This window comes from Roseibium algae (genome assembly GCF_037783265.1).
Taxonomy (GTDB): domain Bacteria; phylum Pseudomonadota; class Alphaproteobacteria; order Rhizobiales; family Stappiaceae; genus Roseibium; species Roseibium algae.
On sequence record NZ_JBAKIA010000004.1, the window covers coordinates 273,074 to 299,799 of the forward strand.

Sequence of the window (26,726 nt, forward strand, 5' to 3'; positions counted from 1 at the left end):
GGTCATGACCAATCGATTGCGCGGTGAAATCAGTGCCTGTCTGGATGGGCGCAAATGGACGCTTGTGCTGACCCTCGGTGCGCTGGCGGAGCTGGAAACAGCCTTTGCCTGTGAGGATCTGCAGTCCCTTGTGGACCGGTTCTCGTCAGGGCGTTTGTCAGCGGGTGATCTGATCAAGGTGATTGGAGCTGGTCTGCGCGGCGCTGGCAATGAGGTCTCTGACGATCAGCTCGCCCAGATGACATCAGCGGGCGGAGCTGCTGGCTATGCGGCCATTGCCGCAGATTTGCTGCAAGTGACCTTTGGCGAGGGGGCTATTCCGGATGAGTCGGACACGTCAAATGGATCTGACAGCCCGCCTGAAAATGTGTCAAATTCACACCAATTTCATCACACGGGGGCAGGCGAAAACCCATCCGCCCCTTTCCCTGGACACGCCTGATGAAGGCGGCTTTCGCCCACCTTGGCTGGTCGCCCGCAATTTTTTGGGGCGCAACACCGCGCGAGCTGGCGGCTGGGCTTGGCCTGGTGAGTGGGCCGCGGGCTGTCGGACGCGGTGCTTTTGAGCAGTTGATGCGCGCCTATCCTGATGAAACGTCTAATGCAGGGGATGGACCATGACCGAAACACGGCTCGATGTGCCTCTGGACGAGCTGAATGCCTTTTCAGCAACAATGCAGGCAATCACCCGTTCCGCCGGATCATTCTCCTCTGTGCTAACCGGCGGATTAAAGGCGGCCCTTGTCGATGGCAAGTCGCTCGAAAGCGTATTCCGCCAGATCGCTCTGAGCGCCTCTTCCCGTGTGTTGAGTTCTGCATTGCAGCCGTTGGAAGGTCTGGCCAATACAGCAGTAAGCGGCGTGTTTGGCAATATCGGCGGTGCAGTGAGTGGACCTTTGGCTGGGTCTCTATCTGGTCTTCTGGGATCTGTCACACCTTTCGCCAAGGGCGGTGTCATTGCCTCGCCAATCTATTTTGGTCTGGGTGGCAATGGTGGCGGGACAAGTGGCATGGCATCTGGCGGCCTTGGGTTGGCAGGAGAGGCGGGAGCTGAGGCAATTCTGCCGCTTGTACGGGGCAGTGATGGTCGTCTCGGGGTTCAAAATGGACCGGGCGGCGGTGCAGGTCAGCCACGCATCCAGATTAATGTGTCGACCAGAGATGCGGAGAGTTTCCGCCGCTCAGAGGCGCAAGTCTCGGCAATGGTGGCCCGCGCCGTCGGACGGGGACGACGCGGGCTTTAGGCCATGCCCTTCATTGATCAGGTCATGACCTCACACCGGCCTGAAACGGAGGGGATCAGGAACCGGTGCTTTCGCGCGCGGCCAACATGGCTGCGATCTCGTCTTTCAGAGACAGCCGCTTCTTCTTGAGGCTTTCAAGCACATCGTCAGAAGCCGGTTCGACATCTGTTTCGATCCGGTGAATCTCGCGATTGATCAGATGATATTCGTCGGAAAGTTTGGCGAAGTGGGCGTCGTTCTGCTTCAGCGCAGACAGGGCATTTGCCGCATCGGGAAACTCTTCGTGCAATTCGTGCGGTACGTGGCTCATGAGGTCCTCCTTGTGTGAGGTCCAACATGGACATAGCCGCCGCCCGGCACCTTGAGGCAGATCAATTGCACACAGCTTCGGGAGACACTTCCATGACATCCTTTCTGAATGAGAGCTTTCCGGGAAGCGTGGCCTTTGGCGCGCTCGGCGGGCCTGAACGGCGCACTGATGTGGTGTTGCTGGCATCCGGGTTCGAAGCGCGCAATGCCCGCTGGGCTGACAGTCGGCGACGCTATGACGCGGCAACCGGCATTCGCTCGCTGGCGGATCTGCGCTCGGTGCTGTCTTTGTTCGAAAAAGCGCGCGGCCGATTGTTTGGCTTCCGGTTTCGCGACCCGTTCGATCATTCCACCAGGTTCGATAACAGCCTGCCGACCGCCTTTGACCAGACCATTGGCGCGGGAGATGGGGTGACGGATCGTTTCACGTTGGTGAAAACCTATGGCAGTGGTGACAGCGCCTATGACCGGACGATCCGTCTGGCCGATCCGGGAACTGTCAAAGTCGCAGTCTCTGGCAGTGAGCTGATCAGCAGCAACGACTTTGCACTTGATCCGGAAACCGGAGAGTTGGTGTTGGCCCTGCCACCAGTCGATGGCGCGGCGGTCACGGCTGGTTTTCTATTCGATGTTCCGGTCCGTTTCGATGCTGACCGTCTTGAGATCAGCCTAACTCATTTCGAAGCAGGCGACATTCCGTCCATTCCCCTGATCGAAATCAGGATCTGATCGGCAGTATATTTCTCGTTCCGGAACAAAGGCATACTTCATGAAAGAGATTCCCTCAGGTCTTGCAGGTCATCTGGCCGGCAAGGTGACGACGCTTGTGCATTGCTGGATTGTCACCCGTTCTGACGGTGTGCGATTGGGCTTTACCGATCATGATCGCCCGATTGAGGTCGATGGGCTTGCCTGTCTTGCCGAGAACGGTTTTGAGGCGACAGCTCTGGCGAGCGGACCCGGGCTTGCGACTGGCGGGGGAGAAGTCAGCGGAGCCCTGTCCTCTCCTGCGCTCTCCGATGATGAGCTGGAAGCGGGCTATTGGGATGGGGCCACCGCAGATGTCTATCTGGTGAATTGGGCAGATCCGGCGCAAGCTCTTCTGCTGCGGCGGGCGCAAATCGGCGAGGTCAGCCGAAAGGGCGAGGCGTTTCAGGCCGAAGTGCGAGGGCTGGCCCATAAGCTCGAGGTCAAGCAGGGCCGTGTTTTTGCACAGACATGCGACGCTGATCTTGGAGATAAACGCTGCAAGGTGACGCTGGAATCGGGACCTTATCTGGCTGAGGCCACTGTGGCATCCGTCGATGGGCAAGCGGGGAATGAGCCGGGCGAGTTGATCGCCGCTGGGCTGTCTGACTATGCAAGCGGCTGGTTTTCCGGTGGCCGGTTCGAGGTGTTGGATGGCACAGAGGCGGGATTCCGCTCAGAAATCGCGGCTCATCTGGTTGAGGGCAATGACGTGCGTTTGAGTCTTTGGCAGGCACCGCCAACCCCACTGGCGATCGGCACTGCGATCCGGGTGATTGCCGGGTGCGATAAGCGCTTTTCGACCTGCGTGGCAAAATTTTCCAATAGCGTCAATTTCCAGGGCTTCCCGCATATGCCGGGTACGGACTTCGTCCTGTCTTATCCAACCCGCAACACTGGTGAAAACGATGGCAGCGCCCTTGTCTCCTGAGGCTGCATTCGCCTCGGCTCCGTCCGACAGGCTGCGTGACGCGGTTCTGTTGGAAGCGCGCAGCTGGCTGGGCACGCCGTATCGACATCAGGCAAGTTGCAAGGGGGCTGGATGCGATTGCCTCGGGCTTTTGCGCGGCATTTGGCGGGCGCTGTACGGCACCGAGCCAGAGCCCGTGCCGACCTACCAGCCGGACTGGACCGCTTCAGGAGCGGAAAGTCTTGCCGAGGCCGGCCGTCGCTGGTTGGTGGAAAGGCCATTGGGCACTGAAACCACTGGCGATGTTGTGCTGTTCCGTTGGCGGGATGATGTGCCGGCGCGCCACGTCGGCATCCTCAGTGCGCCGGGACAGCTGATCCACGCTTATGAGCGCGTCGGCGTGGTCGAAAGCCCTCTCGTGCCCGCTTGGCGGCGGCGCATGTCCCATATCTTTTCATTTCCGGAGCAGGCTCCATGGCAACCTTGATACTCGCCGCAGCTGGTCAGGCGGCAGGCGGATTGTTCGGCCTTGGCAGTCTTGGCGGTATTCTGGGCAAGGCAGCGGGAGCCATCGCTGGCTCTGCGCTGGATCAAACTATCTTCGGTTCATCTCGTACCGTTGAGACAGGACGGTTGGCTGACCTCTCTGTGCAAGCGTCGAATGAGGGCGCAGCGCTGCCTCTGGTCTATGGCCGGGTGCGGCTTGCAGGCCAGATCATCTGGGCAACCCGTTTCGAGGAGGAAGTCTCCGACGAAAGCCAGGGTGGCAAAGGTGGCGGCGGCGGGGTCAACGTGCGCTCTTTTGCCTATTACGGCAATTTTGCCGTGGCTTTGTGTGAAGGCCCGGTCACACGTATCAGCCGGATCTGGGCAGACGGCAAGCCTTTGGACACGGCGCAATATTCGATCCGCTTTTATCCGGGTTCGGACGATCATCAGCCAGATCCTCTGATGAGCGGCCTGCAAGGCGAATGCCCGGCCTATCGCGGCACGGCCTATGTGGTTTTTGAACGCTTGCCTCTGGAGTCATTCGGCAATCGCATTCCCCAGCTGACCTTCGAGGTTGTCCGGGTGGTGGAGCCGTTAGAGGGCAGGATCAAGGCGGTGACATTGATCCCGGGAGCAGGAGAATTTGTTTACCAGCCGACGCCTGTCAGCGCGACGCCGCAACCTGGTGTTAGCGAAAGTCTCAACCGGCATGTCCCGGAGGCGACTACGGATTGGGTGGCCTCTCTGGATGACCTGCAGGCGTTGTGTCCGAATCTTGAAAGCGTTGCCCTTGTGATCTCCTGGTTTGGCGATGATCTGAGAGCTGGCCAATGCAGCATCCGACCCAAGGTCGAAGAAAGTATCAAGATCACCTTAGGGGGCACATGGGCCGCTGGTGGTTTGTCGCGCGGCGAAGCCGATGAGGTTTCGCGCATAGACGACCGTCCTGCTTTCGGCGGCACACCGTCCGATGCCAGCGTGATCGCAGCGATCCAGGACCTTAAGGCGCGCGGCCTCAAAGTCATGCTGTATCCTTTCGTTCTGATGGATGTGCCGGATGGCAATGGACTGACTGACCCTTATGGCGGCGCAGAACAGGCCAGCTACCCATGGCGAGGCCGGATTGCGCCAGCCTCCGATGCGGACAACGAGGCCGCAGCCTTTCTTGGGAGCGCCGTTGCAGCTGATTTCTCGGTTTCAGGCGATACGGTCTCATACTCCGGCAGTGCCGAGTGGTCTTATCGTCGGCACATCCTGCATCTGGCTCATTTGGCAGAGATAGCTGGCGGGGTAGATGCCTTCCTGATCGGCTCAGAGTTGCGCGGACTGACGCAAGCGCAAGGGGCAGGTGGCAGCTATCCCTTTGTGACCGGGCTGGTGTCTTTGGCAGCAGACGTGAGTTCGGTTCTCTCCGGTGCGACGGAAATTTCCTACGCAGCGGATTGGTCTGAATATGGCGTACATCAGGCTGGCGCGGACGAGTTGCGCTTTCCGCTCGATCCGCTGTGGGCCTCGGCTGATATCGACTTTATCGGCATCGACAATTATCTGCCGCTCAGTGATATGCGCGCCAATGGGGATCCGGACGGCAACGCCGATCCTTATGACGTGGCCGTTCTGAAAGCCGGGATTGCGAGCGGCGAATACTACGACTGGTACTATGCTTCTGAGGCTGACCGGATAGCAGGTCTGCGCTCGCCGATCTCGGACGGTACCTATGGCAAGCCGTGGGTCTATCGCGCCAAGGATCTTCCCGGCTGGTGGCAAAATGCCCACTACGAGCGTTTTGCAGGTGTTGAAGAGACCACGCCCACGCCATGGGCACCCAGGTCAAAGCCGATCCGCTTCACCGAACTCGGGTTTCCTGCCATCGACAAGGGCGCAAACCAGCCGAATGTCTTTGTCGATCCCAAGTCATCAGAAAGTGCCTTGCCGCATTTTTCCAATGGCGCACGCGACGACCTCATTCAACGGCGAGCTCTGGAAGCCCAGCTCGCGTTCTATGATGAGACGGAAGACGACTTTGAGGAAAGCGCCAACCCGGTGTCGCCTTTCTATGGCGGGCGGATGCTTGATGTGGCCAGAACACATCTTTGGACATGGGATGCACGGCCCTATCCGGCGTTCCCGAATTTCCTTGATGTCTGGTCGGACGGGGCCAACTGGCAGGTGGGGCATTGGCTCAACGGGCGGCTGGGCGGGCTGACGCTCAAGGGTTTTCTCGAACAGTTGCTGGCCGACTATGGGATTTCCCAGGCCGATGTTTTCGTCGGCAATATTTCGGGAACGCTGGAGGGTGTCGCGGTCGCAGGGCCGGTGTCTGCCCGTCAGATTATCGAGCCGCTGCTGACGGCCTTTGGCGGCACAGCCTCCGATCGGGGAACGCAGATCTGGCTGGAAACCGCCCGCGAGAGTGTCACAGCGGCGCTGGCGCTGGCCGATCTGATCGACCCGGATGGGGAGGCTCCTGTCTTGTCCCGCACACGGGCACAGGAAAGCGAGCTGGCGTCTGAAATCCGGATCTCGGCTGAAGATGTCTCCAGCGATTACCGCCGCCGTGTTGCAGCGTCCAGGCGTCTGGAGGTTGGCAGTCGCCAGATCGAGACGATGGATCTGGCCGCTGTGACCTCGCCGCATGTGTTGCAGCAAGCGGCTGATCGGCGGCTTGCGCGCATCTGGGGCGAGCGGGAGCGCGCCGAGTTTTCTCTGTCGCCGGAACGTCAGGATCTGGAGCCAGGTGATGTCGTGGAAATCTCCGAGGTTCCCGGGAAGAGCTTCGAACCGCCTCTCAAGATGCGCATTGAGGCTATTGAAGATACGGATTTACGGCGTGTTGAGGCCATACGGATTGGATCAACCAGAGCGCCTGTTTCCGCTGTTCCCGAGCCGTTCGTCAGGCCCTTTCGCAGCTTTGAGGCAGGTCGGCCGCATGGGGTGTTTATGGACCTGACGCCCTTGTTGGACAGTGATCCGGAGGCACCGCTCCGGCTGGCGTGTTTTGCCAGTCCATGGCCCGGGAGTCTGACATTGTTGCGCTCTGCGACAGACAGTGGCTTCCAGCCGGTGCTGGAGGTGGACAGTCCTGCGACCGTCGGACAGCTGGCAAGTGATCTGTTGCCGGGGCCGCTGGGCGTCTGGGATCGTGGCAATGAGATCGAGGTTGAGATTTACGGCGGCCTCTTGCAAAGCCGACCGCTTGAAGCGATTCTGGCAGGTAAAAATGTCTTGGCCATTCGCACTTCCGGCGGTGGCTTTGAGGTGCTGCAATTCGCTCAGGCCGATCTGATTGGGACGCGCCACTATCGGCTGTCCATGTTGCTGCGTGGACAATCCGGAACGGAACCGGACATGCTGAGCGGGGCGGTTGTTGGGGCGGATGTGGTGCTGCTTGACGGCAATGCCGCGCCGCTTGTTCGGGCGTCGGATGACCAGCTCGGGCTGGAGTTGAACTATCGGCTCGCCCCTGCAGGCCGCGCCATCGACGATCCGGCCGTTTTGGCTCTGACTCATTCGGCAAACGGGCGGGGGGCTTTGCCACTGGCGCCTGTGCACCTGAAAGCGCGGCGAACCTCAGAAGGCATCGGCATCAGTTTCATCCGTCAGACCCGGCGTGGCGGGGACAGCTGGGAACAGGTCGAGGTGCCGCTAGGCGAGGCAAATGAAGCCTATGCCGTCGATATCTTGGCGCCTGATGAGGCGGTGGTGAGAACCCTCACCGTCACCACACAAACAGCGCTGTATGAAACGGCACAGGAGCTAAGTGATTTCGGCGCGCCCACCGCAGAGTTGAGCATTGCTGTGTGCCAGCTTTCGGCCACCGCCGGAAGAGGCTTTCAACGAAAGGCAATATTCCATGTCTGATACCTCTCGTTTTGCACTGCCATTGCTGGCGGCCGCGCAGGCACAAAAACACGTCACCCACAATGAGGCGCTGGTAAGACTCGATGCCTTGGCGCATTTGAACCTGCTGTCAAGGAGCCTTGCCGAGCCGCCGCCGGCGCCCGTTGATGGCCATGCTGAAGGCTCAGCTTATCTGGTCGCAGGGAGTGCATCAGGCGACTGGAGCGGGCGCGAAGGAGACATTGCGCTCTGGCTGAGTGGGGCTTGGCAATTTCAGGCAGTCTTCACCGGTCTTGTGGCCTTTGTTGCGGACGAAGAGGCGCTCATTGTGACCGTGGACGGCGTTTGGCGCGACGTTGGGCCACTTCTGGGGCCTGACAGAATGGTCGCGCAATCCAGCCATGGCGCGCAAACCCGGATAGCAGCTTTGGAAGAAGAACTTCCCGCCCTGTCTGGGGCCTATGTCGAGACAAGCGCGCTGATCCCGGACCGGGCCATTGTCTTTGGTGTGTCTTGCCGAACCGTCACAACGATCACAGGCGCTGCGTCTTACGACTGCGGGGTGGGTGGAGAGACGTCAAAATTCGGCGGTTCTCTGGGCATTTATGAGGGTGCGACAAATGCCGGGGTGATCGGGCCGACGGCTGTCTATGCGGCAACGCCCGTGCGTCTGACAGCCAACGGCGGCGACTTCACAGGCGGAGCGGTCCGCATTGCCGTGCACTGTCTGTTGCCTGTTGTTCCCCAGTCCTGAGATCATGAGGAGTGATTGCCATGCGCGTAAGTGAAAAAGGGTTGGCTTTTCTGGCGTCTCACGAAGGCTTCGTGTCTCGTGCCTATCTGGATCCTGCAGGCATTGTGACCATTGGCTATGGCTTCACCATGCGATCCGGGATCTTTGCGGGCTGGTGGCGCACACGCTTCGGCAGGTCTTTGAAACTGGGCGATACCTTGAGCCGGGAAGAGGCCAATCGTCTGCTGGTGACGCTGCTGGACGAGGAATACGGACCTCCGGTGGAGCAGGCCTTGCCCGATCTCGATCAGGCGCGGTTCGATGCCTGCGTTTCGGTGGTTTATAATCTTGGACCACGCGCCCTGACCTGGAAATGGGCCAAGGCCCTGAAGGGCGGCGATGTTGCGCTGTCGGCGAAATTGCTGGCCAAAACCGGCACGACGGCAGGGGGGCGTCGTCTGCCGGGCCTTGTGCGTCGGCGTCAGGACGAGGCAAATGTCATCATGTCAGGTGAGTTTGGGCCCCTGTCGGATTTGAGGTCGTCAGCCAAGCCGGATCCGGCGTTGAAGCAGGCACAGACGAAATTGGCAGATCTCGGCTATCAGTCCGGACCTGCTGATGGGCTTGATGGTCCCGTAACCCGCAAGGCGGTGCTGGAATTTCAGCGCGATCATCCCCCGCTTGCGATTGATGGCCGGATTGGTCCTGCCACTCGCGCCACCTTGCAAAGAATAACAGAGCGCGGGGCTGGGCGGAGCACTGCTGCCGGTGTTGGGCTTGTCTCGGCAACGGTTGCAGGAACGGCAGGATTGAATTGGTCGATGGTGTTTTGGGTTGGCCTGGGGCTGGCTTTTGGTGTTTTCGCTGTGAGCTGGCTTTGGCGCTACCGGGGGAGATGGCCGGTTTTGTGGCGCGCACGGTGGCATCTGTGGCTGATGCGTGAATTCAGCTCCCGGGTGGGGGCTTTGCTTGCTCTGATGGGCTGGCGGTCAGGTTCTGGCAGCCGCTGAGCTTCGCATCTTCAATTCAGTTCTCAAACTCTGGAGCCAGACATGTCCGGTTGGAAAACCCTTCTGTTCAATGGCGGGATTGGCCTTGTGGCTATCCTTGCTCAATTGACAGAACACCTGATGCGTGTCGATTGGCAGATGATCTTGCCGTCAGATTCCGTACCACTTGTTGTTCTCGTCATTGGTGTGGCGAATATTATCCTACGTCATTTAACGACCGAGCGTGCCGGTTGGCGTAAGGGAAGGGCTCCGTCATGATCAGTATGATCCTGACCTGGCTGTCCGGTTCGGTGCTGGATCGTTTGCTGGTCCATGCAGAGCGTCGGCTTGAAAGCGTCGTGGCGCGCGACAAAATAAATGCCGATATTGCAGTCAAGGAAATAAGCGCTGAAATTCAAGCGCGAGCGGAGGCACGCAAGGTTTTAATCGCCGAAAGCGGGTCTTTTCTCTCCGCTGGACGCTTGGGGCGTCTGGCCTTTGTCTTGCCACTCGCTCTGTGGTGGGCAGCAGTCTGTTTCGATAGTGTTTTTCACCTGAACTGGTCGATTTCCGAGGTGCCGGTTTTGCGAGATTGGGGCGGGGCTATCGTCACAAGCCTGTTTCTCGTTGATGGCGCAAAGAGCGTGACAAGGTCGATATTCTTACAACGTCGCCAGTAAGGGAAATGAGTGGCATGGACAGTTTTAACTAGTTCTTGTGGCTGAATCTAATGTAAAATAAAACAATAGTTTGTTTATTTATAATATGATTATAATTCTTTTATTGTATTTATTGATTGTATTTCGACAATTGCTTTCATTTGGTGTGATTTGGTTAATGTTTATGTTTTTATCTTTCTGACAAGCAAGGATGCCTGTGTTCAGGGGATATAGAATGTTTGATAAATTACGCTTGTCAGCAAAAGTGTCTTTATTGATGGTTGGCATTGCCGCGTTGGTCGGAACTGGTATTGGTGTTTCCAGTTTCATTACGGCTCGCAACAGCCTTAATGAATTGACCAAACAGCGAATGCTCGCTGCCGCTGAAACGGCCAGAACTGAGATGAGCGATTATCTCAATGTCATTGAAAACCAGTTGGTCCTGATCGCCGAGCATCCTGGAACAGTGTCTGCCGTGCAGGATTTTTCTGCGGAGTGGAAGGCCTGGGAAGAGCTAGGCGGAAATCCGGAAGTCGAACTTCAGAAAGCCTATATCACCGACAATCCGCACCCCACCGGGGAAAAGCAGAACCTTGTCGATGCGAAGACAGGCACAGGCTATGATGCCATCCATGCTCAGTATCATCCCTGGTTCCATCAGTTTCAGGAAGCGGAAGGCTATTATGACGTCTTCCTGTTCGATACGCGGGGAAATCTGGTCTACTCGGTTTTCAAAGAGCTGGATTATGCGACGAACTTTAATGAGTCTGGCGGAAAATGGGCAGCCACGGATCTTGGGGTTGTCTATCGTGAGGCACTTGTTGCTGAAGATAAACTTGCGATTACATTCCGTGATTTTAGCCCCTACGCGCCAAGTTATGACGCGCCGGCCAGTTTTATGGCTCACGCCATCCATGATCATGGTGGAAAGACTGTCGGAGTATTGGTTTTCCAGATGCCGATTGATCGGATCAACAGCCTGATGTCCCATAACTTGGGCCTTGGAAAGACGGGGGAATTGGCGCTGGTCGGCGAAGATCTTTTGATGCGGAATGATTCGCCGAGCACTGCTGACGTCAATGATATTTTGCAGACGAAAGTGGATACGGATGTGGTGCGCCGGGCTTTCGCGGAAGGTGATGCGTTTGGCTATGATGAATTGTATCGCGGTGAGCTGATGGACGTGGAAGCCGTAAAATTTGACTATCGCGGTGTACATTATGCGATTGTCGCCATGCAGACATATGAAGAAGCATATGGAGCTATCTACGCGCTGCGCAACAAGATGTTGCTTGTTGGCCTCGGCCTTCTGATCGTGGCCGCAGTCTTCGGATTGGTGGTATCTCGGTCCATCGTCAATCCGATCAAGGCGGTCGTTGGAGCTATGAACAAGCTTGCGAACGGCAATACTGATTTTAATCTCGGCATGGCCGGTCGCAAGGATGAAATCGGCGAAATGGTCGATGCTGTCGATGTGTTCCGGGAAAATGCGCTTCAAAGGAAAGAGCTGGAGGTCCAGGCTATCAAGGAACGTGATCGTGAGCGCCAGCGACAGGGTCACCTTGAACATGTGATCAAGACTTTCCGAGCTGTGATGTCCGACAAGTTGTCGTCCGTGACGTCCCAGATGGATGTCATGCGCCAGAGCTCCAGCGTTTTGCTGGACGTTGCTGAGGAACTCGACAGCAAGTCAAGCATGGCCAGCACATCCTCCTCTAGTGCATCAGACAGCGTGGCCTCTGTCGCTGGTGCTACTGAAGAAATGACAAGTATTGTCAAGGAAATTGCCACTCAGACGGATTCAACCAGCCGGATTGTGACAGAGACCGTGAACGCGACAGACGCGACCAACAAAAATGTCGCGGCCCTGTCGGAGGCAGCCCAACATATTGGCAGCGTGGTCAATCTGATCCGGGACATTGCCGAACAGACAAATCTCCTGGCCCTGAATGCCACGATTGAGGCGGCTCGTGCTGGAGAAGCTGGGCGTGGTTTCGCAGTGGTCGCATCAGAGGTCAAGGATCTGGCCGAGCAAACTTCTAAGGCTACCAATGAGATCTCGGGTCGTATCGAGGGCATTCAGAACTCTGTTGAGCAAGCTGCGGTCTCGATCACGGACATCACGGAGAAGGTCAATGAAATTCGCGCCCTGACCACCTCGGTAGGCGGAGCTGTTGAAGAGCAGCAGGCTGCCACGAATGAAATTGCCCAGTCGGCCCGCGTTGCTGCGGAAGGTACAGAAAGCGCCTCAGCCAGTATGTCTGAAGTGGCTGCTGCCATCGAACGTAGCCGCAACGAGAGCAATTCCGTCAGTTCAACGACCACTTTGGTTGCTGAAGCCAACAACGAATTGGCATCTCAGATTGAGGCTTTCCTCGATGATGTTTCACGCGAGGTGGAAGATCAAAGGCGTGAGTTGAGAATTCCCACGTCCCTGAAGGTTCAGCTTATCGATCATTCGGGCAAAGCCTGCGATGCGGAGATTATCGATATCAGCCGTCATGGTGCCCAGATCGTTGGTGTTGAGATTGCCGGTGCTGGCGGTATGAAGCCCGGCGATGCGGTGACAATTATGCTCCACAATGGCAAACGCTCAAGCGCCAAGGTGGTCCGCGAAACCGATCAAGGCATTGGTGTCCAATTCATTGAGGCTTTGGCAGAGAGCGATATGTCGCTTGCAGCATAGGTCGTGAATTCATCGGCAAGGTCCAAGGACCTTGCAAATTTGGAAAACCCTCCTGACAGAATGCTGTCAGGAGGGCTATGCCATTTTTCACCTGTCGCTTTTTTGACAGGAGAATACACGAATGAGTTTCAAGCCTGATAATTTTACCGTCTGGATCGAATTGCCGGTGACAGACCTCGACAAGGCAATATCCTTTTACAACGATGTCTTTCTGACCAGCATGGAGAAAGTCGAGATGGGCCCTAATCCCATCGCGATGTTCCCGGTCAAGGACGGGGGCAGTGCCGGTCACCTTTACCCGGGAAAACCGCCGGTTCGTGGTACCGGCCCTACGGTGCACCTTGCTTGTCCGGATGCGCTGGAGGCAACTATGGAGCGGCTGGTCGGGGCGGGCGGTGAAGTGGTGTCCGATCCGATCACGATTCCCGTTGGTCGCTTTGCCTATTGTCTTGACCCTGATGGCAATTCCATTGGACTCTTCTCTGCCTGAGGAGATGTGAAATGAGACGTGCCGACCGCTTGTTCCAGATTGTGCAGTATCTGCGCGGCGGTCGGCTTGTCCGTGCCCGTCAGTTGGCCGATTGGCTGGAGGTGTCTGAGCGTACGATTTACCGCGACATTGCCGACTTGCAGTCTTCCGGTGTACCGATCGATGGGGCGGCGGGGGTCGGCTACATCCTTCGCTCTGGCTTCGACCTGCCGCCGCTGATGTTTTCCCGCGATGAAATTGTCGCCCTGATTGCCGGGGCTCGTTTGATCCTGGCCTGGGGTGGGGCCGATATGGCCCGGGCTGCGGAAGAGGCCTTGATCAAGATCGACGCCGTGCTGCCCGACACCCTACGGGAGAAAACAAGCACCGTCGAAATCCATGCCATTGCATCGGAAATGACGCCAGATGTGCGCAGCAGGATTGATCTTCTGGAAGCGGCAAGCGATGGCCGGAAACGTTTGTCACTCGATTATCGCGATGGCGCAGGAGCGCTGTCCGAGCGCTCTGTCCGCCCTCTGGGGCTGTGGTTTTGGGGCAAGGTCTGGACCCTGGTGGCTTGGTGTGAACTGCGCGAGGATTTTCGGATGTTCCGGCTTGATCGTATCGGTGCCATCCGGGAAGCGGGAGATACATTTCGCCCGGAACCTGGCAAGACGCTCAAGGACTTTTATCGCAATATGGGATCAAAGGGGCATGGCCGCAGTTAATGGGTCCGTTCGTCTGATTAGAACAGTCAATCAGGGCTGCCTGATTGCGAGCTGGCTCTTTGAGAGTATGCTTGCGTTCAATTGGCAATCGGATTCTCTTGCTCCCTCATTCATGTCGTGTTCAGTTCAGAGTTGATACAACGTGCTCTAGGATGAAGTGAAAGCGTCGATTCTCAATGTCCAATTGGAGCATCTGCGTTTGACTTTGCAATCCACGGCGTCAGAAAGATCAGAGGGTGGTTCTGTTGAAACGTAGTTTTGCCATATGTCTGTTTGCAGCCCTGTCTGTTTCGACCGCCAGTGCGCAATGCCTGTCACAAGGTGAGGCGCGTCAGGCCGTTGCCAGTGGCAAGGCGGCATCTCTGGGCTCCATGAAAGGGGCCGCTGGTGGCGAAATCGTCAAGGCGCAGCTTTGTATTGAAGGTGGCCGATATGTCTACCGGCTCTCAGTGCTGGTGGGTGGCCAGGTTCAGACCAAGGTTCTGAATGCCAGTCGGTAATTTAGTGTTCTAATTGCAGGGTTTTACATGCGCTTGCTGGTTGTTGAAGATGATGCAGACCTCAATCGCCAGCTGGTGACAGCGCTGGGCGAAGCTGGCTATGCGGTTGATACAGCGTTCGACGGAGAGGAAGGACATTTCCTCGGCGATACAGAGCCTTACGATGCAGTGGTGCTTGATTTGGGCCTGCCTAAACTGGACGGTCTGTCCGTTCTGGAAAGCTGGCGCCGCGACGGGCGGTCTATGCCTGTGCTGATTTTGACTGCTCGGGATCGCTGGTCCGACAAGGTGGCCGGAATCGATGCGGGCGCGGATGACTATGTCGCCAAGCCGTTTCACATGGAAGAAGTGCTGGCCCGCGTGCGGGCATTGGTGCGCCGGGCAGCTGGCCATGCCTCCAATGAAATCACCTGCGGGCTGGTCCGGCTTGATCTGAGGGCAGGGCGGGTGACCCACGACGGCAATCCGGTCAAGCTCACCTCTCATGAATACCGTCTTCTGTCCTATCTGCTGCATCATCAGGGCAAGGTCATTTCCCGCACAGAACTCACCGAACATCTGTACGAGCAGGACTTTGACCGCGATTCCAATACTGTCGAGGTTTTCGTCGGTCGCCTGCGCAAGAAAATCGGATCGGATATGATCGAGACAATCCGCGGTCTTGGGTACCGTCTGGGAGCGCCCGTTGACTAGTGAGGCAGACGGCCAAAGTATCGTTTCAAGATTTTTGCGCAGGCAACGCTCGCTGTCAGGGCGATTGGTCTTCGTGGCTGCCATCTGGTCGGTGCTGTCCCTGGCCGTCGCCGGCTTTATCCTTGTGGAGCTTTATAAGTCTGCGAGCGAACGCTCCTTTGATGCTCAGCTCGACGTCTATGTGAAGTTGATTCTGGCCGAGATTGTGCCGGACCCGGCCGCTGGTAATGATGCGGGTATAAGTGCGCCCGAGAATCTGGATGATCCCCGATTTTCCCTGCCTCTGTCCGGCTGGTACTGGACGGTCGCAAAAGCTGACGGCACGACGGTTCTCTTTGCCTCTTCGTCTCTCGTGGGAGATCCCTTGTCCGTGCCGCCTCTGGGTGATCAGGAGAGTCAAAGCACATTCAGCGTCGGGCCAGGCAGTGAAGAGATCCGGGTCGTGCAGAAACGCATCGGCATTGCTGGCCAGGACTATGTCATTATTGTCGCAGCGAAGACTGCTGGCTTCCGGGCAGACATTCGAGAATTCGCGCAGCAGGTCATCCTGACACTGGTTGTGTTCGGTGCGGGGCTGGTCGGGGCCGTCTTTCTTCAGGTACGGATCGGTCTGAGACCTTTGGCCCGGCTGAGGTCTTCTTTGGGGGAAGTTCGCCGGGGTGAGGCGGAAGAACTTGATGAGGATCTGCCAGTTGAATTGGCTCCTCTGGCAGTCGAACTCAATGCGCTGATCCATTCCAACCGGGAGATCGTTGAACGTTCCCGGACCCACGTGGGAAATCTGGCCCATGGTCTCAAGACGCCACTCAGCGTCATTACCAATGAAGCACGCACTGAAACCGGGCCGTTTGCAGACAAGGTGTCCGAGCAGGCGGCAGTCATGTCGACCCAGATCCAGCATCATCTTGAGCGCGCACGCATGGCGGCGCAGCGCAGGGTGATTGGTGTGTCCTGTGAGGTCGAACCGGTTTTGGGACGCCTTGTGCGTGCCATGTCAAAGATCTATCGAGAGCGGGATGTCGGGCTGGCTGATGCACCGCCAGCCGGCCTCCACTTTCGTGGAGAACAGCAGGACCTGGAAGAGTTGACCGGCAACCTTCTCGACAACGCCTGCAAATGGGCAAGGTCTTCAGTGTCGGTCAATGTCAGCTTATTGCAAAGCGGAGAGACCGCGCGCGAATTGTTTCAGATCGTCGTTGAAGACGACGGCCCCGGCTTGTCCGAGAGCGAATGCCGGGAGGCTGTCAAACGCGGCAAGCGTTTGGATGAAACCGTGCCAGGAACAGGATTGGGATTGTCTATTGTAGCTGATCTGGCAGGCCTTTATGGCGGATACCTTGAGCTGGACCGGTCTAATCTAGGCGGGCTTCGTGCCAGGTTGGTTCTTCCTTCAGTGTAACATTGCGTTACGTAAATGTGACTTCCAACACAGACATAAGCGTAGTGCGTCCTTAAAATATCCGTATATTAACCGTTACGCTGAACCTTTCAAATTGGTTGGCGGACTTTCTCGACGGAGCGATTGATGCGGATCTGGATTATCCCTTTTGTGTTTTTCTTGATGATCAGCTTGGCTGGATGCAATTCCATGTCCGGCGGAAGTCAGGGCCTTTGGGATAGTCAGTATGGGGCAAGCTCCTCAACAGTTTCCGAGAGTGAGGCCAGCACCGCGATTTCTGTGCTTGTGAACAATGAGTTTGGCCAGGCGCTGGATAAATCTGATCACAAGGCTGTTGCTGATGCTCAGAAACAGGCGTTGCGCTCCAAAGGGGTTGGCGCATCAGTGTCATGGCAAAACGAGGAAACCGGACACAGCGGGCGCGTGCGTCCCGGTGCGATCTATCAGGTGAATGATACCGCTTGTCGTGAATTTACCCACGAAATGGTTTTGAATGGCGCGCCACTGTCGGCACGCGGAACCGCTTGCCGACAGGAAAACGGTTCCTGGAAAACGCTCAGCTAGCTCTTTTGCATTGAATTTATTATTTTCTGCTAGCTGGTCTCGTCCGTTGACTTGTGATGTCCGTTTTAACACTTCAGCTTTGGGCTGATTTGCGTAAGCCTTTGCCGCGCTTTCGTTTTATGGGCAGCCAAAGGCAAAGGGTGCCCATTCCTCAACCTTTGTTTAAAGTTCTGCAGCTATCGTGAGCCGTCGAAACCTGTGTTCATGTTTGCGGAAAATGCTAGAAAACGCGATTGTTAACGACAAAATCCGAAGTTATCTGCAAGAGCTTTCTCCGCGGGCTGTGAAAAGTCTTGTCCGTAATCTTGAAAGGGCCCGTAGTGCAGGGGCCGTGGACGCACATGCCAACCTGATCTTGGCCGCGTCCGTCGAGTTTCTTCGCAAGCCAAATCCTGAAAAAGAAGACTTGTCGAATGGTGTGCCGAGACAAGATCATATCCAGAGACTGTTCTTCTTGCCTTTGGAAAATTTCCTGGTCAACGAGCAATTGCCGACCAAGCAGGAAGGTCGGGTGCATCGACCTGTTCTAGATCGTGTCTGGCAGTGGATTGGCCGGGATGTTCTGACAGCCGACGTGAATAGCCTTGTGAAGCTGGTTCAGCAAAAGACTGTCAGTGAAGAGCGCATGGAATCGCTGGTGAAAAGCCTGCGCAGGCGGTCTGTGGAAGCAATTGGCGACGTGTTGCATTCGATCGAGAGATCGGACAAGGAGCGTCGGCGTCTTGGTATGGAAGTTGGCGGCGAACGCGGCATCGCAGACCTGAAAGACATCAATAAGATTTTCGCTGCCGAAGGGTGGTTGATGCCGTTTCTGAGTGCCTTTCCCGATTCTCTTGATGACGAACGCCTGAAAAACGGCAGTGGAGTTCTCAAGATGGTCGAAAAGGCTTCAGAGAGGTTCCCCGATCATATCTCCGTTGTGGCAGCAGCCTTGCTGGATCGTGCTGATACGCCATCTTCACTGTGTTCTTTTGCCAGCCGTCTTGCGCGCACGGATGATCCGCGCGCTATAAGCTCATCGCCTTTTGCCCCTTTTGTTGAAGTGGTTCTGAGTGAGGCCGAGCGTTTGAATGTTCTGGCCCATGACCATCGCAACAACAATCCGGACCCTGTCGCGTTTTCACAGGCATTGTCGGACTACCACAGCCTTGTACGTGGGGTCGAACTCGATATGGATCTGTCTCAGGCGAGAGGCTGGCAAACGCGGATGTCTGATACGAAGAAAGACATCTCAGGTATCGTGACAAGCGAGCTTCAAAACGCGCTTGGTGCAGTTCGTCGATCCATGCGCATCCCTGGTTTTGGCGATAACGGCAAGCTTGAAATTGACACAAAAGCGATTGATGAGGCTGTACGGGCCCTTCGTGTCGTTGTCATGGTCCGGAATGCCTCGCAGACATTCGCGGTCAACGATATTGGCGAGCGTACGCGCCAAACGGTCGAGCAAACGCTTGAAATTGTGACACGCGGGCTGATCGGTGATTTGCATAAGACTGAGGGAAAACAACGCGAAGCGCAGTTGGCGGCGGTTGATGTTTCCATCATGCTGTCTGAAATCTACTTCGGCGGGGATTATGCTCAGCAATTGCGGCGCAGACGACAAAACGCGATAGGTGCCGAAAACGCGGAGGCAGGTAGCCTTCGGCCAACGGTGGTAAAAGGTGTCCGGAAACCTGCTGTCCCCCTGCCTGCGCGTCGTTAAAAATTGAAGTGGATAGGGGTCGCTCCCTAAGACCAAGGTATTAAAATTAGCCAGTTTTACGATTGTTGGGCGTACCGCGACGGCTGGTCACACAGACGTTAGCTTGCCTTCCTGACGTTGGCAGGTTTTATAATGCCTTCATGATGTTCTGGATCCTTATTGCGGCAATGACCGCCGTTACAGCTTTGTCTATTCTTGTGCCAATGGCGAAAGCCGCGCGCATGAGCGAAGCTGAACACTCACACGAGAGCGGCGATGCAGCCGTCTATCGCCAACAACTTGCTGAAGTCGAGCGTGATCTCGAACGTGGATTGATCGATCCGGAGGCCGCAAAAGCCGCGCGTACTGAAATCGCCCGGCGGCTTTTGGCAGCAGATGCGCGTAAGGATCAAGAGCGTGCTGCCACGACAAGTTTGATGCCATTGCGCATGGTCTTGCTGCTTGCGCTTGTGGTCCTGCCATTGGGGTCGGTCGGCCTGTATCTTGCTATCGGCTCCCCGGAATTCCCTGATCAACCCTTGCATGCGCGTTTGTCTGCTCCAGTTGAGAACCAGTCTATTGATGTCCTCGTTGCGCGTGTTGAACGCCATTTGGCTGAAAATCCGCAGGATGGGCAGGGTTGGAACGTGGTGGCTCCGGTCTATATGAGGATGGGGAACCCTGACGCTGCTGCTACGGCCTATGGCAATGCCATTCGGCTTCTGGGCAGTACGCCAAAGCTGGAGACTGATTTGGGCGAAGCCTTGACAGTGGCCAATGACGGAATTGTTGGTTCTGGCGCTCATGCTGCGTTCGAACGAGCGGTTGCCCTGGATCCAGGTGCAGTGAAGGCGCGTTTCTTTTTGGCATTGGCTTTGGGGCAAGAGGGTAAATCGGAACAAGCGATAGCTGCCTGGTCAAGTCTTCTGGATGGAGCGGATCCCAGTGAAGCCTGGGTTGAGGTTGCGCAGGGCGAATTGGCCAAGCTTACAGGGACACAGTTGGCCGGACAGCTTGGCGGAGGAGCCAAGACGTCAGAGCCGACCATGGCTCCCGGCCCAAGCACAGAAGATATTGCGGCGGCACAGGACATGACGGTGCAGGATCGCATGGCAATGATCTCTGGTATGGTGCAGGGGCTTGCTGCGCGTTTGGAGAGCGAAGGCGGCTCTGCGGAGGAATGGCAGCGCTTGATCCGGGCCTATGCGGTGATGGGGCGTGGAGAAAAGGCTTCTGAAGCCTTGACCCAGGCGCGTGAGGCATTTGCAGATGATGCACCGGCCTTGGCGCAGATCAATGAGATGGCTGAAGAGGCAGGTATCGAAGGCTCTTGAGGGATAGGGGCTTTCGATGAGAGGAAACGGACGCGAACTAAATGACAAGAAAACAAAGACGTCTGACCATGATCGGGACAGGAGGAGCTGTTCTGGCGATCGCAGTCGGGCTTATTCTGTATGCGTTGAATGATCAGATCGTGTTTTTTCAGAGCCCGACGGATATTGCCGAAAAAGCAGTTCCCCATGGTCAGCGCATCCGTCTTGGTGGCTTGGTTGAAGAAGGCTCCGTTGTTCGCTCCGATGATGCCAACGTCAGCTTTCGGGTCACTGATACCGCCAATGTGGTTTCTGTGATCTACAAAGGCATTTTGCCGGACCTGTTCCGTGAAGGGCAAGGTGTCGTGACAGAGGGCGTCATCAATCCGGCCGGGGTGTTCGTCGCCGACAATGTGCTTGCCAAGCACGATGAGAATTACGTTCCCAAGGAAGTTGCTGATGCGCTGAAGGCGCAAGGGGTCTGGCAGGGTGACTAAGTCGCCCACTGGCCTGTGTGACGCTGTTGGCTCGTACGAGAGAAGAAAAAGATGATCGTTGAACTTGGACATTACGCTCTGGTACTGGCCTTTATTCTCTCGATTGTGCAGTCGGTTGTTCCCATGGTGGGAGCCGTGAGAGAAGACAATCGCTTGATGGCAAGTGCGCCGCCGGTGTCCGTCGCGCTGTTTGTGCTTGTCGCGATTTCCTTTGCTGCTTTGACCATTGCCTATCTGACTTCAGATTTTTCCGTAGTTAACGTTTGGGAGAACTCCCACTCGGCCAAGCCGCTGATCTACAAGATTTCGGGCGTTTGGGGGAACCACGAAGGTTCGATCCTGCTTTGGGTTTTGATCCTGGTGTTCTTTGGCGCCCTGGTCGGCTTTTTCGGGGCCAATATTCCCGCCCCCTTGCGAGCAGCAACCCTGTCTGTGCAAAGCTGGATTACTGCGGGATTTCTGCTGTTTATTCTGGCAACGTCCAATCCGTTCAACCGCATCGGGCAGCCGCCCATGGAAGGCAATGGCCTGAACCCGATCCTGCAGGACATCGGTCTGGCGATCCATCCACCCATGCTCTACATCGGCTATGTCGGCTTTTCGATTACATTTTCCTTCGCCGTTGCTGCGCTAATCCTGGGCCGCATTGATGCTGCCTGGGCGCGTTGGGTCCGCCCATGGACCTTGCTGGCCTGGGTCTTTCTGACTGCGGGTATAGCGATGGGATCCTACTGGGCTTACTATGAGCTCGGCTGGGGTGGCTGGTGGTTCTGGGATCCGGTTGAGAATGCGTCGTTTATGCCGTGGCTCGCCGGCACAGCCATGCTGCATTCAGCCATCGTCATGGAAAAGCGGGAGGCCTTGAAGATATGGACCGTCCTTCTGGCCATTTTCACTTTCTCGCTGTCTTTGCTCGGTACTTTCCTGGTGCGCTCTGGCGTGTTGACCAGTGTGCATGCCTTTGCCACGGACCCAGCGCGCGGGGTGTTTATTCTGGTGCTGCTGTGCATCTTCATTGGCGGTTCGTTGGCACTCTATGCCTGGCGCGCGCCGATGTTGAAGCAAGGTGGCCTGTTTGCACCAATCAGCCGGGAAGGCGCGCTGGTCTTGAACAATCTGTTCCTGACCGCAGCCACCGCAGCCGTTTTCGTTGGCACGCTTTACCCATTGGCGTTGGATGCGATCACAGGCGAGAAAATCTCCGTCGGTGCGCCGTTTTTCAATCTGACCTTTGGTCCACTGATGATCCCACTGTTGATCGCGGTTCCCTTTGGGCCCGTTCTGGCCTGGAAGCGCGGCGATCTACTGGCTGCATTACAGCGGCTGTATGCAGCCTTCGGACTGGCGATCCTTGCCTGTCTCTTCACGTTGTGGCTATGGGGCTTTGAACGCGTTCTGGCGCCTCTTGGCGTCGGCCTTGCCGTATGGGTGATGGCCGGTGCTGTGGTGGAGATGCTGACGCGTGTCAAAATCTTTGAAATTGGGTTGGTGCGTGGTCTTGCTCGGATCAAAGGTCAACCTGGTTCTGCCTGGGGAACGACCATCGCGCATTTCGGTGTTGGCATGACTGTGCTTGGCATCGTGACGGCCTCGGCTTTCCAAGAAGAACGCATCATGACGATGAAGCCAGGCGACATGATTGAGTTGTCGGGGTATCAGCTTACTTTTGATGGTGCAGTGCCGCGTAAGGGCCCCAATTACCGCGAGGATGTGGGGCATTTCACGGTGCGAAGCGGCGGCAATGTGGTGGCCAAGATGGATCCATCCAAGCGATTTTACACGGCCCGCCAGATGCCGACCACGGAGGCGGCGATCCTCACTTCGGGCTTTTCACAGCTGTATCTTTCGCTGGGAGAAGGCCGAGACGGCGGCGGCGTTGATGTTCGTGTCTATTTCAAACCGCTTGTCACTTTGATTTGGCTTGGCTGCATGGTCATGGCCTTCGGTGGCTTGATCTCGATTGCAGACAGGCGGCTGAGAGTTGGCGCGCCCAAACCTGCACGCCGAAGTGCTGCGATACCTCAGGCGGCGGAGTAGGCGGATGCGTTTAAAATCTTTGCTGGCAGCTTTGACAGCCTTGTTTCTTGTGATCGGGCCAATTGGCGGGATCGCATTCGCGGTCACGCCGGATGAGGTACTTGATGACACGGTGTTGGAGACGAGAGCGCGCGCACTGTCTGCGAACCTGCGCTGCATGGTCTGTCAAAACCAATCGATTGATGACAGTGATGCACCTCTTGCCAAGGACTTGCGTGTGTTGGTCCGCGAGCGGCTGACTGCCGGAGATTCTGATGCGCAGGTGGTGGACTATCTGGTGTCGCGTTACGGTGAGTTTGTGCTGCTGAAACCAAGGTTCGCCTGGCACAACCTGATCCTTTGGGCCGCTGGACCATTGGTCCTTCTGTTCGGTCTGATTTGGCTGTTCATGCGCATCAAGAGGCGTAATACGCCTGTATTTACAGAGGAAACAGCGCCTCTCAGTCCTGAAGAACAGCGGAAGTTGGATTTGCTTCTGGCAAAGAATGATGACCTAACGTGATGTCTTGCAAGACTATCCGGTCACCCGCGATGATGCGAATTCATTCGGACGGTCTTTTACCGTTTTGTTTGCGGCTTTCAGTTTCGCTCTGAGAACATCCATCATGCGTTTGGCGTCAGCCGGGTCCAGAACGTGGTAGTTCGTCACCCATTTGTTGCCGGTCGTTGATGGGAACTTCAAGTGCGCACAGCGTGCTTTACAGATGGCCGAATACTCTCCGTCGTGAACGCCCATTGCACGGCATAGAACAGAAATCCCGGTAGAATCGTAGCGGACCATCAAATTGGCGACATAGCTTCGGTTGATGCCTGTGACAACAGACAGAAGGCTTGCCAGATCGTAGAGGTTTTTCTCTAGCGCAATTTGCGATATCGCCTTGTTCAGCGTGACATGACCTTGCCGTATGCCCGTCAGCCACTGCTTGATGTCAATTCTGGATTCGCGTTTGACCAGTTCTGCGCCAGTCATGATATCGCTCATATCGCGAAATAATTCCTGGATCAGGTCTTCAGTTGATTTTCGCAGATGGCGGATTTTATTGCCCAACTCCGAGGGCAGTGACTTGATAAGCTCTTCTATTTCTTCCTTGCTGATATCTGCGCCGATGTTGACCGCAATAGATTCCTTGACCTTAGCATTGCCCTTTTCGATCAGCTTTCTGCTCAGGCTGGGACTTATGTATTCCCGCTTTGACAGGGCAAGTAGATGCTCTTGGCCTTTGGTCTCTGCAATGCTGATCAATTGGTCATCGCTCAGGACTCGGGTTTGACGCAGCATTTGCGCAGCCACCTGCGCTTCATCATTCGCCAGCTTGAATGCGAGGTCGGGGGAAACTGCGTCGAGGCTTGCGAGCCGCTTGGAGAGTGTCTCCCTGGCGTCCGTGTCAAGCTCGTCGTAGACGCCGTCCAAAAGGTTGTTGAAGGTGGAGATTTCTTCCGGACGATTTAAATGCGCGCGATCAGTAAAGTGCTTTGAAACCTGGTCGGCAAATTTTTGCCGTTTTGTTTCAGAGCAGTCTTTCACCTGATTGATCAGTGCGTCGAGCATTGTATCAAATTCCGTAGATGCCCTGTAAGCTGGGGTTAAAGGCAAAATACATCTGTTTTCAATGAGGTGTTCTGAAACAGAGGTAATCAGTTGGAATGTAGTTTAAATATGCAATGGTTGAGAATTGAATAAATTCCGAGATCAGGGGACGTTTGTATTTAGTATGGAGTACTTGGCAAGAAAGCGTCTGTAGACTTGACGACAGCGTGCTGATGTCGGACATCCAATCCATGCCTGATTTGCCAATTCTATATTCTTTTCGCCGGTGCCCCTATGCCATGCGGGCTCGTCTGGCGCTTTTATCCAGCGGTGTGCATACGCACCTGCGCGAAGTACTTTTACGCGACAAGGCATCAGAGTTTTTGGAAGCATCTGCGTCCGGAACAGTGCCTTGCCTTGTGCCTTTAGGTCAGGATCCCGTAGATGAAAGTCTTGACATCATGCTGTGGGCGTTACGGCAATCTGACCCGGAAGGGTGGTTGACACCTGCGGCGGGAACGCTGCCTCAAATGCTTGCCCTGATCAATCGGTTGGACGGTGATTTCAAACGCCATCTGGACCGCTACAAATACGATACCCGCTATCCGGAACTGTCCAGAGACACCGAACGCTCAGCCGCTTCTGTCATATTGCATGAGCTGGAAAACAGGCTTCAGGCAACGCCGTGGCTCTTCGGAGCAAGACCGAGCCTGGCAGATTATGCCTTCCTGCCTTTCCTGCGTCAGTTTGCCAATGTTGATCGAGAGTGGTTCAAGGCACAGGACTGGCCACGATTGATTTCCTGGCTTGTAGCTTTTGAGAATAGTGATCGCTTTGCTAAGACCATGCCGAAATATGTGCCATGGCAGTCCGGTGATGAGCCACTGATTTTCCCGGCTTGAGTCACTTCCCAAAATTACAAAAGCTTAACCTGGCTGACAGATAGCCGTAAGGCAGCGCACCCCATAGTCCGACGTGACAGGGCGAGATGCTTCTTCCCCGCGAAGCAATCGCCCCTGAGAAATTCTGACCTGTTGTCACTAGAGGACTTTAAATGATGCATATTCGTGAAACTGTCGAAGCTCCCCGCCGCTTGCGTTCGCGCCGTGCCCGCCTTCTGGCCGGTGCTATGGTGTTGGGTACTGCCGGTGTCCTCTCGGTACAGACACTCGTTCCAAATCAGTTTGCGTTCGCTGATCCGGTCAAGATTGATGTACAGGGTCCAGCTGACTTCTCTCCAGTTGTTCAGGCGGTTCAACCAGCTGTCGTCAGTGTCCGCGTCAAGCAGGCTGTTGAGCCGAAAATGATGAATTTTGATGGTGGCAACTCTAGTGGACCTTTTGGCGACATGCCTCAAGATCATCCGCTGCAGCGTTTCTTCCGCCAGTTCGGTCAACAGGGCCAGCAAGGCAACGGCTCCGAGCAGCATCGTAAGCCTCGTCAGTATGGCATGTCGCAAGGTTCCGGTTTCTTTATATCTGAAGACGGTTATCTGGTGACAAACCATCACGTCATCGACAAGGGTACTGAATTCACCGTCGTGATGAACGACGGCAAGGAATATGATGCAAAGCTGATCGGCGCTGACAAAAGGACAGATCTGGCACTGCTGAAGGTCGATGCTGACAAGGAATTCACTTATGTGAAGTTTGCAGACGATGCCCCGCATGTGGGGGAATGGGTCGTGGCAATCGGCAATCCGTTTGGCCTTGGCGGGTCTGTGACTGCCGGTATTGTGTCTGCACGCGGTCGTGACATTGGCGCTGGTCCCTATGATGACTTCATTCAGATCGATGCGCCGGTCAACCGCGGTAATTCCGGTGGCCCAGCCTTCAACATGAAAGGCGAAGTTATTGGCGTGAACGCAGCCATCTTCTCGCCATCCGGCGGCAATGTCGGCATCGCTTTTGCCATTCCTGCGTCAACGGCAACAAATGTCATCGGCGATCTGAAGAATGACGGTTCGGTCGTGCGTGGCTGGTTGGGTGTTCACATACAAAATGTGACCGACGATATTGCTGAAAGCATTGGCCTGGATGATGCCTCTGGTGCGATCGTCTCCAGCGTTCCTGAAGACGGCCCGGCGGCAAAAGCTGGTCTTGAAGCTGGCGATACGATCCTCTCCGTCGACGGATCCAAGGTCAAGGGCCCACGTGAACTCTCCAAGATCATCGCTGCCTATGACCCTGACACCAAGGTTGAGATCGCCGTGTGGCGTGATGGCAAGGAAAAGGAAATTGATGTCACGCTTGGCAAGCTGCAAGATAGCAACAAGGTTGCGGCGGCTGAACTGACGGCACCTGAACGCACAAGCCTTGATGATCTTGGCCTTGCCTTGGTGACTGCCGAGGAAGCTGGCCTTGAAGGCCCTGGTGTGATTGTCGCCGAGGTGGCTGACGAAGGCCCTGCTGCCGAAAAGGGGCTGCGCCCTGGTGATCGCATCGTTGAAGTCGCCGGTGTGAAAGTTGAAAGTCCAACGGATGTGGTTGGTGCCCTCAAGGGCGCTGAGGAAAATGGCCGTAAAGCTGCGCTCTTCCGCCTGGAAAGCAACGAAAATACCCGCTTCGTCGCATTGCCGATCAAAATCGGCTGATGGGCAGTTTCTCAGAGCAAGGTCAATGCCCCTGATCTTGGTCTGAAATGGCTCGGGAATGTTCCAGCAAAGTTTGCCCCCCATTCTGGTTGGAACTTGTCGAGGCATCTGACGGCGG

At 56.1% G+C, this 26,726-nt stretch carries 27 protein-coding genes; 25 read left to right on the forward strand and 2 right to left on the reverse strand.

Annotation, left to right across the window (positions count from 1 at the left end; genetic code table 11):
- Positions 1 to 4: 4 nt before the first annotated feature.
- Genes V6575_RS07640 through V6575_RS07650 form a run of 3 tightly spaced genes read left to right on the forward strand, consistent with a single transcriptional unit; the run spans position 5 to position 1,244 of the window.
- The gene (locus V6575_RS07640; protein ID WP_340273653.1) at positions 5 to 442 is read left to right on the forward strand and encodes a gene transfer agent family protein; all 438 of its coding nucleotides are present in this window, start codon (positions 5 to 7) and stop codon (positions 440 to 442) included.
- Positions 442 to 621: a phage tail assembly chaperone gene (locus V6575_RS07645; protein WP_340273654.1), complete on the forward strand. Its 180-nt coding sequence runs from the start codon at positions 442 to 444 to the stop codon at positions 619 to 621. The genes V6575_RS07640 and V6575_RS07645 overlap by 1 nt, the downstream gene beginning before the upstream one ends.
- Positions 618 to 1,244, forward strand: a complete 627-nt coding sequence (locus V6575_RS07650; RefSeq protein ID WP_340273655.1) for a phage tail tape measure protein — start codon at positions 618 to 620, stop codon at positions 1,242 to 1,244. The genes V6575_RS07645 and V6575_RS07650 overlap by 4 nt, the downstream gene beginning before the upstream one ends.
- A gap of 55 nt (positions 1,245 to 1,299) precedes the next feature.
- Here V6575_RS07650 and V6575_RS07655 read toward each other — a convergent pair whose 3' ends face one another.
- Complete coding sequence (locus V6575_RS07655; protein ID WP_340273656.1) at positions 1,300 to 1,554, reverse strand: HP1242/YdcH family protein; 255 nt, start codon at positions 1,552 to 1,554, stop codon at positions 1,300 to 1,302.
- A gap of 92 nt (positions 1,555 to 1,646) precedes the next feature.
- Between V6575_RS07655 and V6575_RS07660 the strand changes: the two genes are divergently transcribed.
- The 20 genes from V6575_RS07660 to V6575_RS07755 all read left to right on the forward strand — a co-directional run bounded on the left by V6575_RS07660 (position 1,647) and on the right by V6575_RS07755 (position 22,989).
- Positions 1,647 to 2,282 carry a phage distal tail protein, Rcc01695 family gene (locus V6575_RS07660; protein ID WP_340273657.1) on the forward strand — a complete coding sequence of 212 codons (636 nt, stop codon included), beginning with the start codon at positions 1,647 to 1,649 and terminating at the stop codon, positions 2,280 to 2,282.
- A gap of 40 nt (positions 2,283 to 2,322) precedes the next feature.
- Positions 2,323 to 3,231: a DUF2163 domain-containing protein gene (locus V6575_RS07665; protein WP_340273658.1), complete on the forward strand. Its 909-nt coding sequence runs from the start codon at positions 2,323 to 2,325 to the stop codon at positions 3,229 to 3,231.
- Complete coding sequence (locus V6575_RS07670; RefSeq protein WP_340273659.1) at positions 3,209 to 3,697, forward strand: NlpC/P60 family protein; 489 nt, start codon at positions 3,209 to 3,211, stop codon at positions 3,695 to 3,697. Before V6575_RS07665 ends, V6575_RS07670 begins: the two co-directional genes overlap by 23 nt.
- The gene (locus tag V6575_RS07675) at positions 3,685 to 7,560 is read left to right on the forward strand and encodes a baseplate multidomain protein megatron (RefSeq protein ID WP_340273660.1); all 3,876 of its coding nucleotides are present in this window, start codon (positions 3,685 to 3,687) and stop codon (positions 7,558 to 7,560) included. Before V6575_RS07670 ends, V6575_RS07675 begins: the two co-directional genes overlap by 13 nt.
- A complete protein-coding gene (locus V6575_RS07680) occupies positions 7,553 to 8,293 on the forward strand; it encodes a DUF2793 domain-containing protein (protein WP_340273661.1) in 741 nt (246 codons plus the stop codon). The genes V6575_RS07675 and V6575_RS07680 overlap by 8 nt, the downstream gene beginning before the upstream one ends.
- Positions 8,294 to 8,313: 20 nt before the next feature.
- Complete coding sequence (locus V6575_RS07685; RefSeq protein ID WP_340273663.1) at positions 8,314 to 9,282, forward strand: glycoside hydrolase family protein; 969 nt, start codon at positions 8,314 to 8,316, stop codon at positions 9,280 to 9,282.
- 42 nt (positions 9,283 to 9,324) lie between these two features.
- Positions 9,325 to 9,540, forward strand: a complete 216-nt coding sequence (locus tag V6575_RS07690; protein WP_340273665.1) for a hypothetical protein — start codon at positions 9,325 to 9,327, stop codon at positions 9,538 to 9,540.
- Entirely contained in the window at positions 9,537 to 9,941 is a 405-nt protein-coding gene (locus tag V6575_RS07695) for a hypothetical protein (protein WP_340273666.1), read from the forward strand. Before V6575_RS07690 ends, V6575_RS07695 begins: the two co-directional genes overlap by 4 nt.
- A 214-nt stretch (positions 9,942 to 10,155) precedes the next feature.
- Positions 10,156 to 12,606: a methyl-accepting chemotaxis protein gene (locus V6575_RS07700; protein ID WP_340273667.1), complete on the forward strand. Its 2,451-nt coding sequence runs from the start codon at positions 10,156 to 10,158 to the stop codon at positions 12,604 to 12,606.
- Between the two features lie 121 nt (positions 12,607 to 12,727).
- On the forward strand, positions 12,728 to 13,096 hold the full coding sequence (locus V6575_RS07705; RefSeq protein WP_340273668.1) for a VOC family protein: 369 nt from the start codon (positions 12,728 to 12,730) through the stop codon (positions 13,094 to 13,096).
- 11 nt (positions 13,097 to 13,107) lie between these two features.
- Positions 13,108 to 13,803: a helix-turn-helix transcriptional regulator gene (locus V6575_RS07710; protein WP_340273669.1), complete on the forward strand. Its 696-nt coding sequence runs from the start codon at positions 13,108 to 13,110 to the stop codon at positions 13,801 to 13,803.
- 236 nt (positions 13,804 to 14,039) lie between these two features.
- The gene (locus tag V6575_RS07715) at positions 14,040 to 14,303 is read left to right on the forward strand and encodes a hypothetical protein (RefSeq protein WP_422785539.1); all 264 of its coding nucleotides are present in this window, start codon (positions 14,040 to 14,042) and stop codon (positions 14,301 to 14,303) included.
- A gap of 27 nt (positions 14,304 to 14,330) precedes the next feature.
- A complete protein-coding gene (locus V6575_RS07720) occupies positions 14,331 to 14,996 on the forward strand; it encodes a response regulator transcription factor (RefSeq protein WP_340273673.1) in 666 nt (221 codons plus the stop codon).
- Entirely contained in the window at positions 14,989 to 16,395 is a 1,407-nt protein-coding gene (locus V6575_RS07725; RefSeq protein WP_340273674.1) for an ATP-binding protein, read from the forward strand. The genes V6575_RS07720 and V6575_RS07725 overlap by 8 nt, the downstream gene beginning before the upstream one ends.
- Before the next feature lie 126 nt (positions 16,396 to 16,521).
- Entirely contained in the window at positions 16,522 to 16,959 is a 438-nt protein-coding gene (locus V6575_RS07730) for an RT0821/Lpp0805 family surface protein (RefSeq protein ID WP_340273675.1), read from the forward strand.
- 331 nt (positions 16,960 to 17,290) lie between these two features.
- Positions 17,291 to 18,661, forward strand: a complete 1,371-nt coding sequence (locus V6575_RS07735) for a hypothetical protein (RefSeq protein ID WP_340273677.1) — start codon at positions 17,291 to 17,293, stop codon at positions 18,659 to 18,661.
- Positions 18,662 to 18,801: 140 nt separating this feature from the next.
- Positions 18,802 to 19,974: a c-type cytochrome biogenesis protein CcmI gene (gene ccmI / locus V6575_RS07740; protein WP_340273678.1), complete on the forward strand. Its 1,173-nt coding sequence runs from the start codon at positions 18,802 to 18,804 to the stop codon at positions 19,972 to 19,974.
- 41 nt (positions 19,975 to 20,015) lie between these two features.
- A complete protein-coding gene (gene ccmE / locus V6575_RS07745) occupies positions 20,016 to 20,450 on the forward strand; it encodes a cytochrome c maturation protein CcmE (RefSeq protein WP_340273679.1) in 435 nt (144 codons plus the stop codon).
- Between the two features lie 51 nt (positions 20,451 to 20,501).
- Positions 20,502 to 22,487, forward strand: a complete 1,986-nt coding sequence (locus V6575_RS07750) for a heme lyase CcmF/NrfE family subunit (RefSeq protein ID WP_340273680.1) — start codon at positions 20,502 to 20,504, stop codon at positions 22,485 to 22,487.
- 4 nt (positions 22,488 to 22,491) lie between these two features.
- Positions 22,492 to 22,989: a cytochrome c-type biogenesis protein gene (locus V6575_RS07755; protein ID WP_340273681.1), complete on the forward strand. Its 498-nt coding sequence runs from the start codon at positions 22,492 to 22,494 to the stop codon at positions 22,987 to 22,989.
- 12 nt (positions 22,990 to 23,001) lie between these two features.
- Here the strand turns inward: V6575_RS07755 and V6575_RS07760 are convergent, their stop codons facing one another.
- Positions 23,002 to 24,036 (reverse strand): DUF2336 domain-containing protein, encoded by a 1,035-nt coding sequence (locus V6575_RS07760; RefSeq protein WP_340273682.1) that lies wholly within the window; start codon positions 24,034 to 24,036, stop codon positions 23,002 to 23,004.
- 230 nt (positions 24,037 to 24,266) lie between these two features.
- Between V6575_RS07760 and V6575_RS07765 the strand changes: the two genes are divergently transcribed.
- Positions 24,267 to 24,917, forward strand: coding sequence for a glutathione S-transferase (locus V6575_RS07765; RefSeq protein ID WP_340273683.1), 651 nt, complete (start codon positions 24,267 to 24,269; stop codon positions 24,915 to 24,917).
- A gap of 155 nt (positions 24,918 to 25,072) precedes the next feature.
- Positions 25,073 to 26,608 carry a Do family serine endopeptidase gene (locus tag V6575_RS07770; RefSeq protein ID WP_422785546.1) on the forward strand — a complete coding sequence of 512 codons (1,536 nt, stop codon included), beginning with the start codon at positions 25,073 to 25,075 and terminating at the stop codon, positions 26,606 to 26,608.
- Positions 26,609 to 26,726: the final 118 nt, after the last annotated feature.

Bases quoted from the DNA above. Each gene is read 5' to 3' on its own strand.
- V6575_RS07660 (WP_340273657.1), top strand. From the start codon at position 1,647: ATGACATCCTTTCTGAATGAGAGCTTTCCGGGAAGCGTGGCCTTTGGC.
- V6575_RS07655 (WP_340273656.1), bottom strand. From the start codon at position 1,554: ATGAGCCACGTACCGCACGAATTGCACGAAGAGTTTCCCGATGCGGCA.
- V6575_RS07720 (WP_340273673.1), top strand. From the start codon at position 14,331: ATGCGCTTGCTGGTTGTTGAAGATGATGCAGACCTCAATCGCCAGCTG.
- V6575_RS07665 (WP_340273658.1), top strand. From the start codon at position 2,323: ATGAAAGAGATTCCCTCAGGTCTTGCAGGTCATCTGGCCGGCAAGGTG.
- ccmI (WP_340273678.1), top strand. From the start codon at position 18,802: ATGATGTTCTGGATCCTTATTGCGGCAATGACCGCCGTTACAGCTTTG.
- V6575_RS07765 (WP_340273683.1), top strand. From the start codon at position 24,267: ATGCCTGATTTGCCAATTCTATATTCTTTTCGCCGGTGCCCCTATGCC.
- V6575_RS07750 (WP_340273680.1), top strand. From the start codon at position 20,502: ATGATCGTTGAACTTGGACATTACGCTCTGGTACTGGCCTTTATTCTC.
- V6575_RS07760 (WP_340273682.1), bottom strand. From the start codon at position 24,036: ATGCTCGACGCACTGATCAATCAGGTGAAAGACTGCTCTGAAACAAAA.
- V6575_RS07680 (WP_340273661.1), top strand. From the start codon at position 7,553: ATGTCTGATACCTCTCGTTTTGCACTGCCATTGCTGGCGGCCGCGCAG.
- V6575_RS07695 (WP_340273666.1), top strand. From the start codon at position 9,537: ATGATCAGTATGATCCTGACCTGGCTGTCCGGTTCGGTGCTGGATCGT.
- V6575_RS07685 (WP_340273663.1), top strand. From the start codon at position 8,314: ATGCGCGTAAGTGAAAAAGGGTTGGCTTTTCTGGCGTCTCACGAAGGC.
- V6575_RS07675 (WP_340273660.1), top strand. From the start codon at position 3,685: ATGGCAACCTTGATACTCGCCGCAGCTGGTCAGGCGGCAGGCGGATTG.
- V6575_RS07700 (WP_340273667.1), top strand. From the start codon at position 10,156: ATGTTTGATAAATTACGCTTGTCAGCAAAAGTGTCTTTATTGATGGTT.
- ccmE (WP_340273679.1), top strand. From the start codon at position 20,016: ATGACAAGAAAACAAAGACGTCTGACCATGATCGGGACAGGAGGAGCT.
- V6575_RS07645 (WP_340273654.1), top strand. From the start codon at position 442: ATGAAGGCGGCTTTCGCCCACCTTGGCTGGTCGCCCGCAATTTTTTGG.
- V6575_RS07670 (WP_340273659.1), top strand. From the start codon at position 3,209: ATGGCAGCGCCCTTGTCTCCTGAGGCTGCATTCGCCTCGGCTCCGTCC.
- V6575_RS07705 (WP_340273668.1), top strand. From the start codon at position 12,728: ATGAGTTTCAAGCCTGATAATTTTACCGTCTGGATCGAATTGCCGGTG.
- V6575_RS07730 (WP_340273675.1), top strand. From the start codon at position 16,522: ATGCGGATCTGGATTATCCCTTTTGTGTTTTTCTTGATGATCAGCTTG.
- V6575_RS07710 (WP_340273669.1), top strand. From the start codon at position 13,108: ATGAGACGTGCCGACCGCTTGTTCCAGATTGTGCAGTATCTGCGCGGC.
- V6575_RS07755 (WP_340273681.1), top strand. From the start codon at position 22,492: ATGCGTTTAAAATCTTTGCTGGCAGCTTTGACAGCCTTGTTTCTTGTG.
- V6575_RS07650 (WP_340273655.1), top strand. From the start codon at position 618: ATGACCGAAACACGGCTCGATGTGCCTCTGGACGAGCTGAATGCCTTT.
- V6575_RS07640 (WP_340273653.1), top strand. From the start codon at position 5: ATGACCAATCGATTGCGCGGTGAAATCAGTGCCTGTCTGGATGGGCGC.
- V6575_RS07690 (WP_340273665.1), top strand. From the start codon at position 9,325: ATGTCCGGTTGGAAAACCCTTCTGTTCAATGGCGGGATTGGCCTTGTG.
- V6575_RS07770 (WP_422785546.1), top strand. From the start codon at position 25,073: ATGCATATTCGTGAAACTGTCGAAGCTCCCCGCCGCTTGCGTTCGCGC.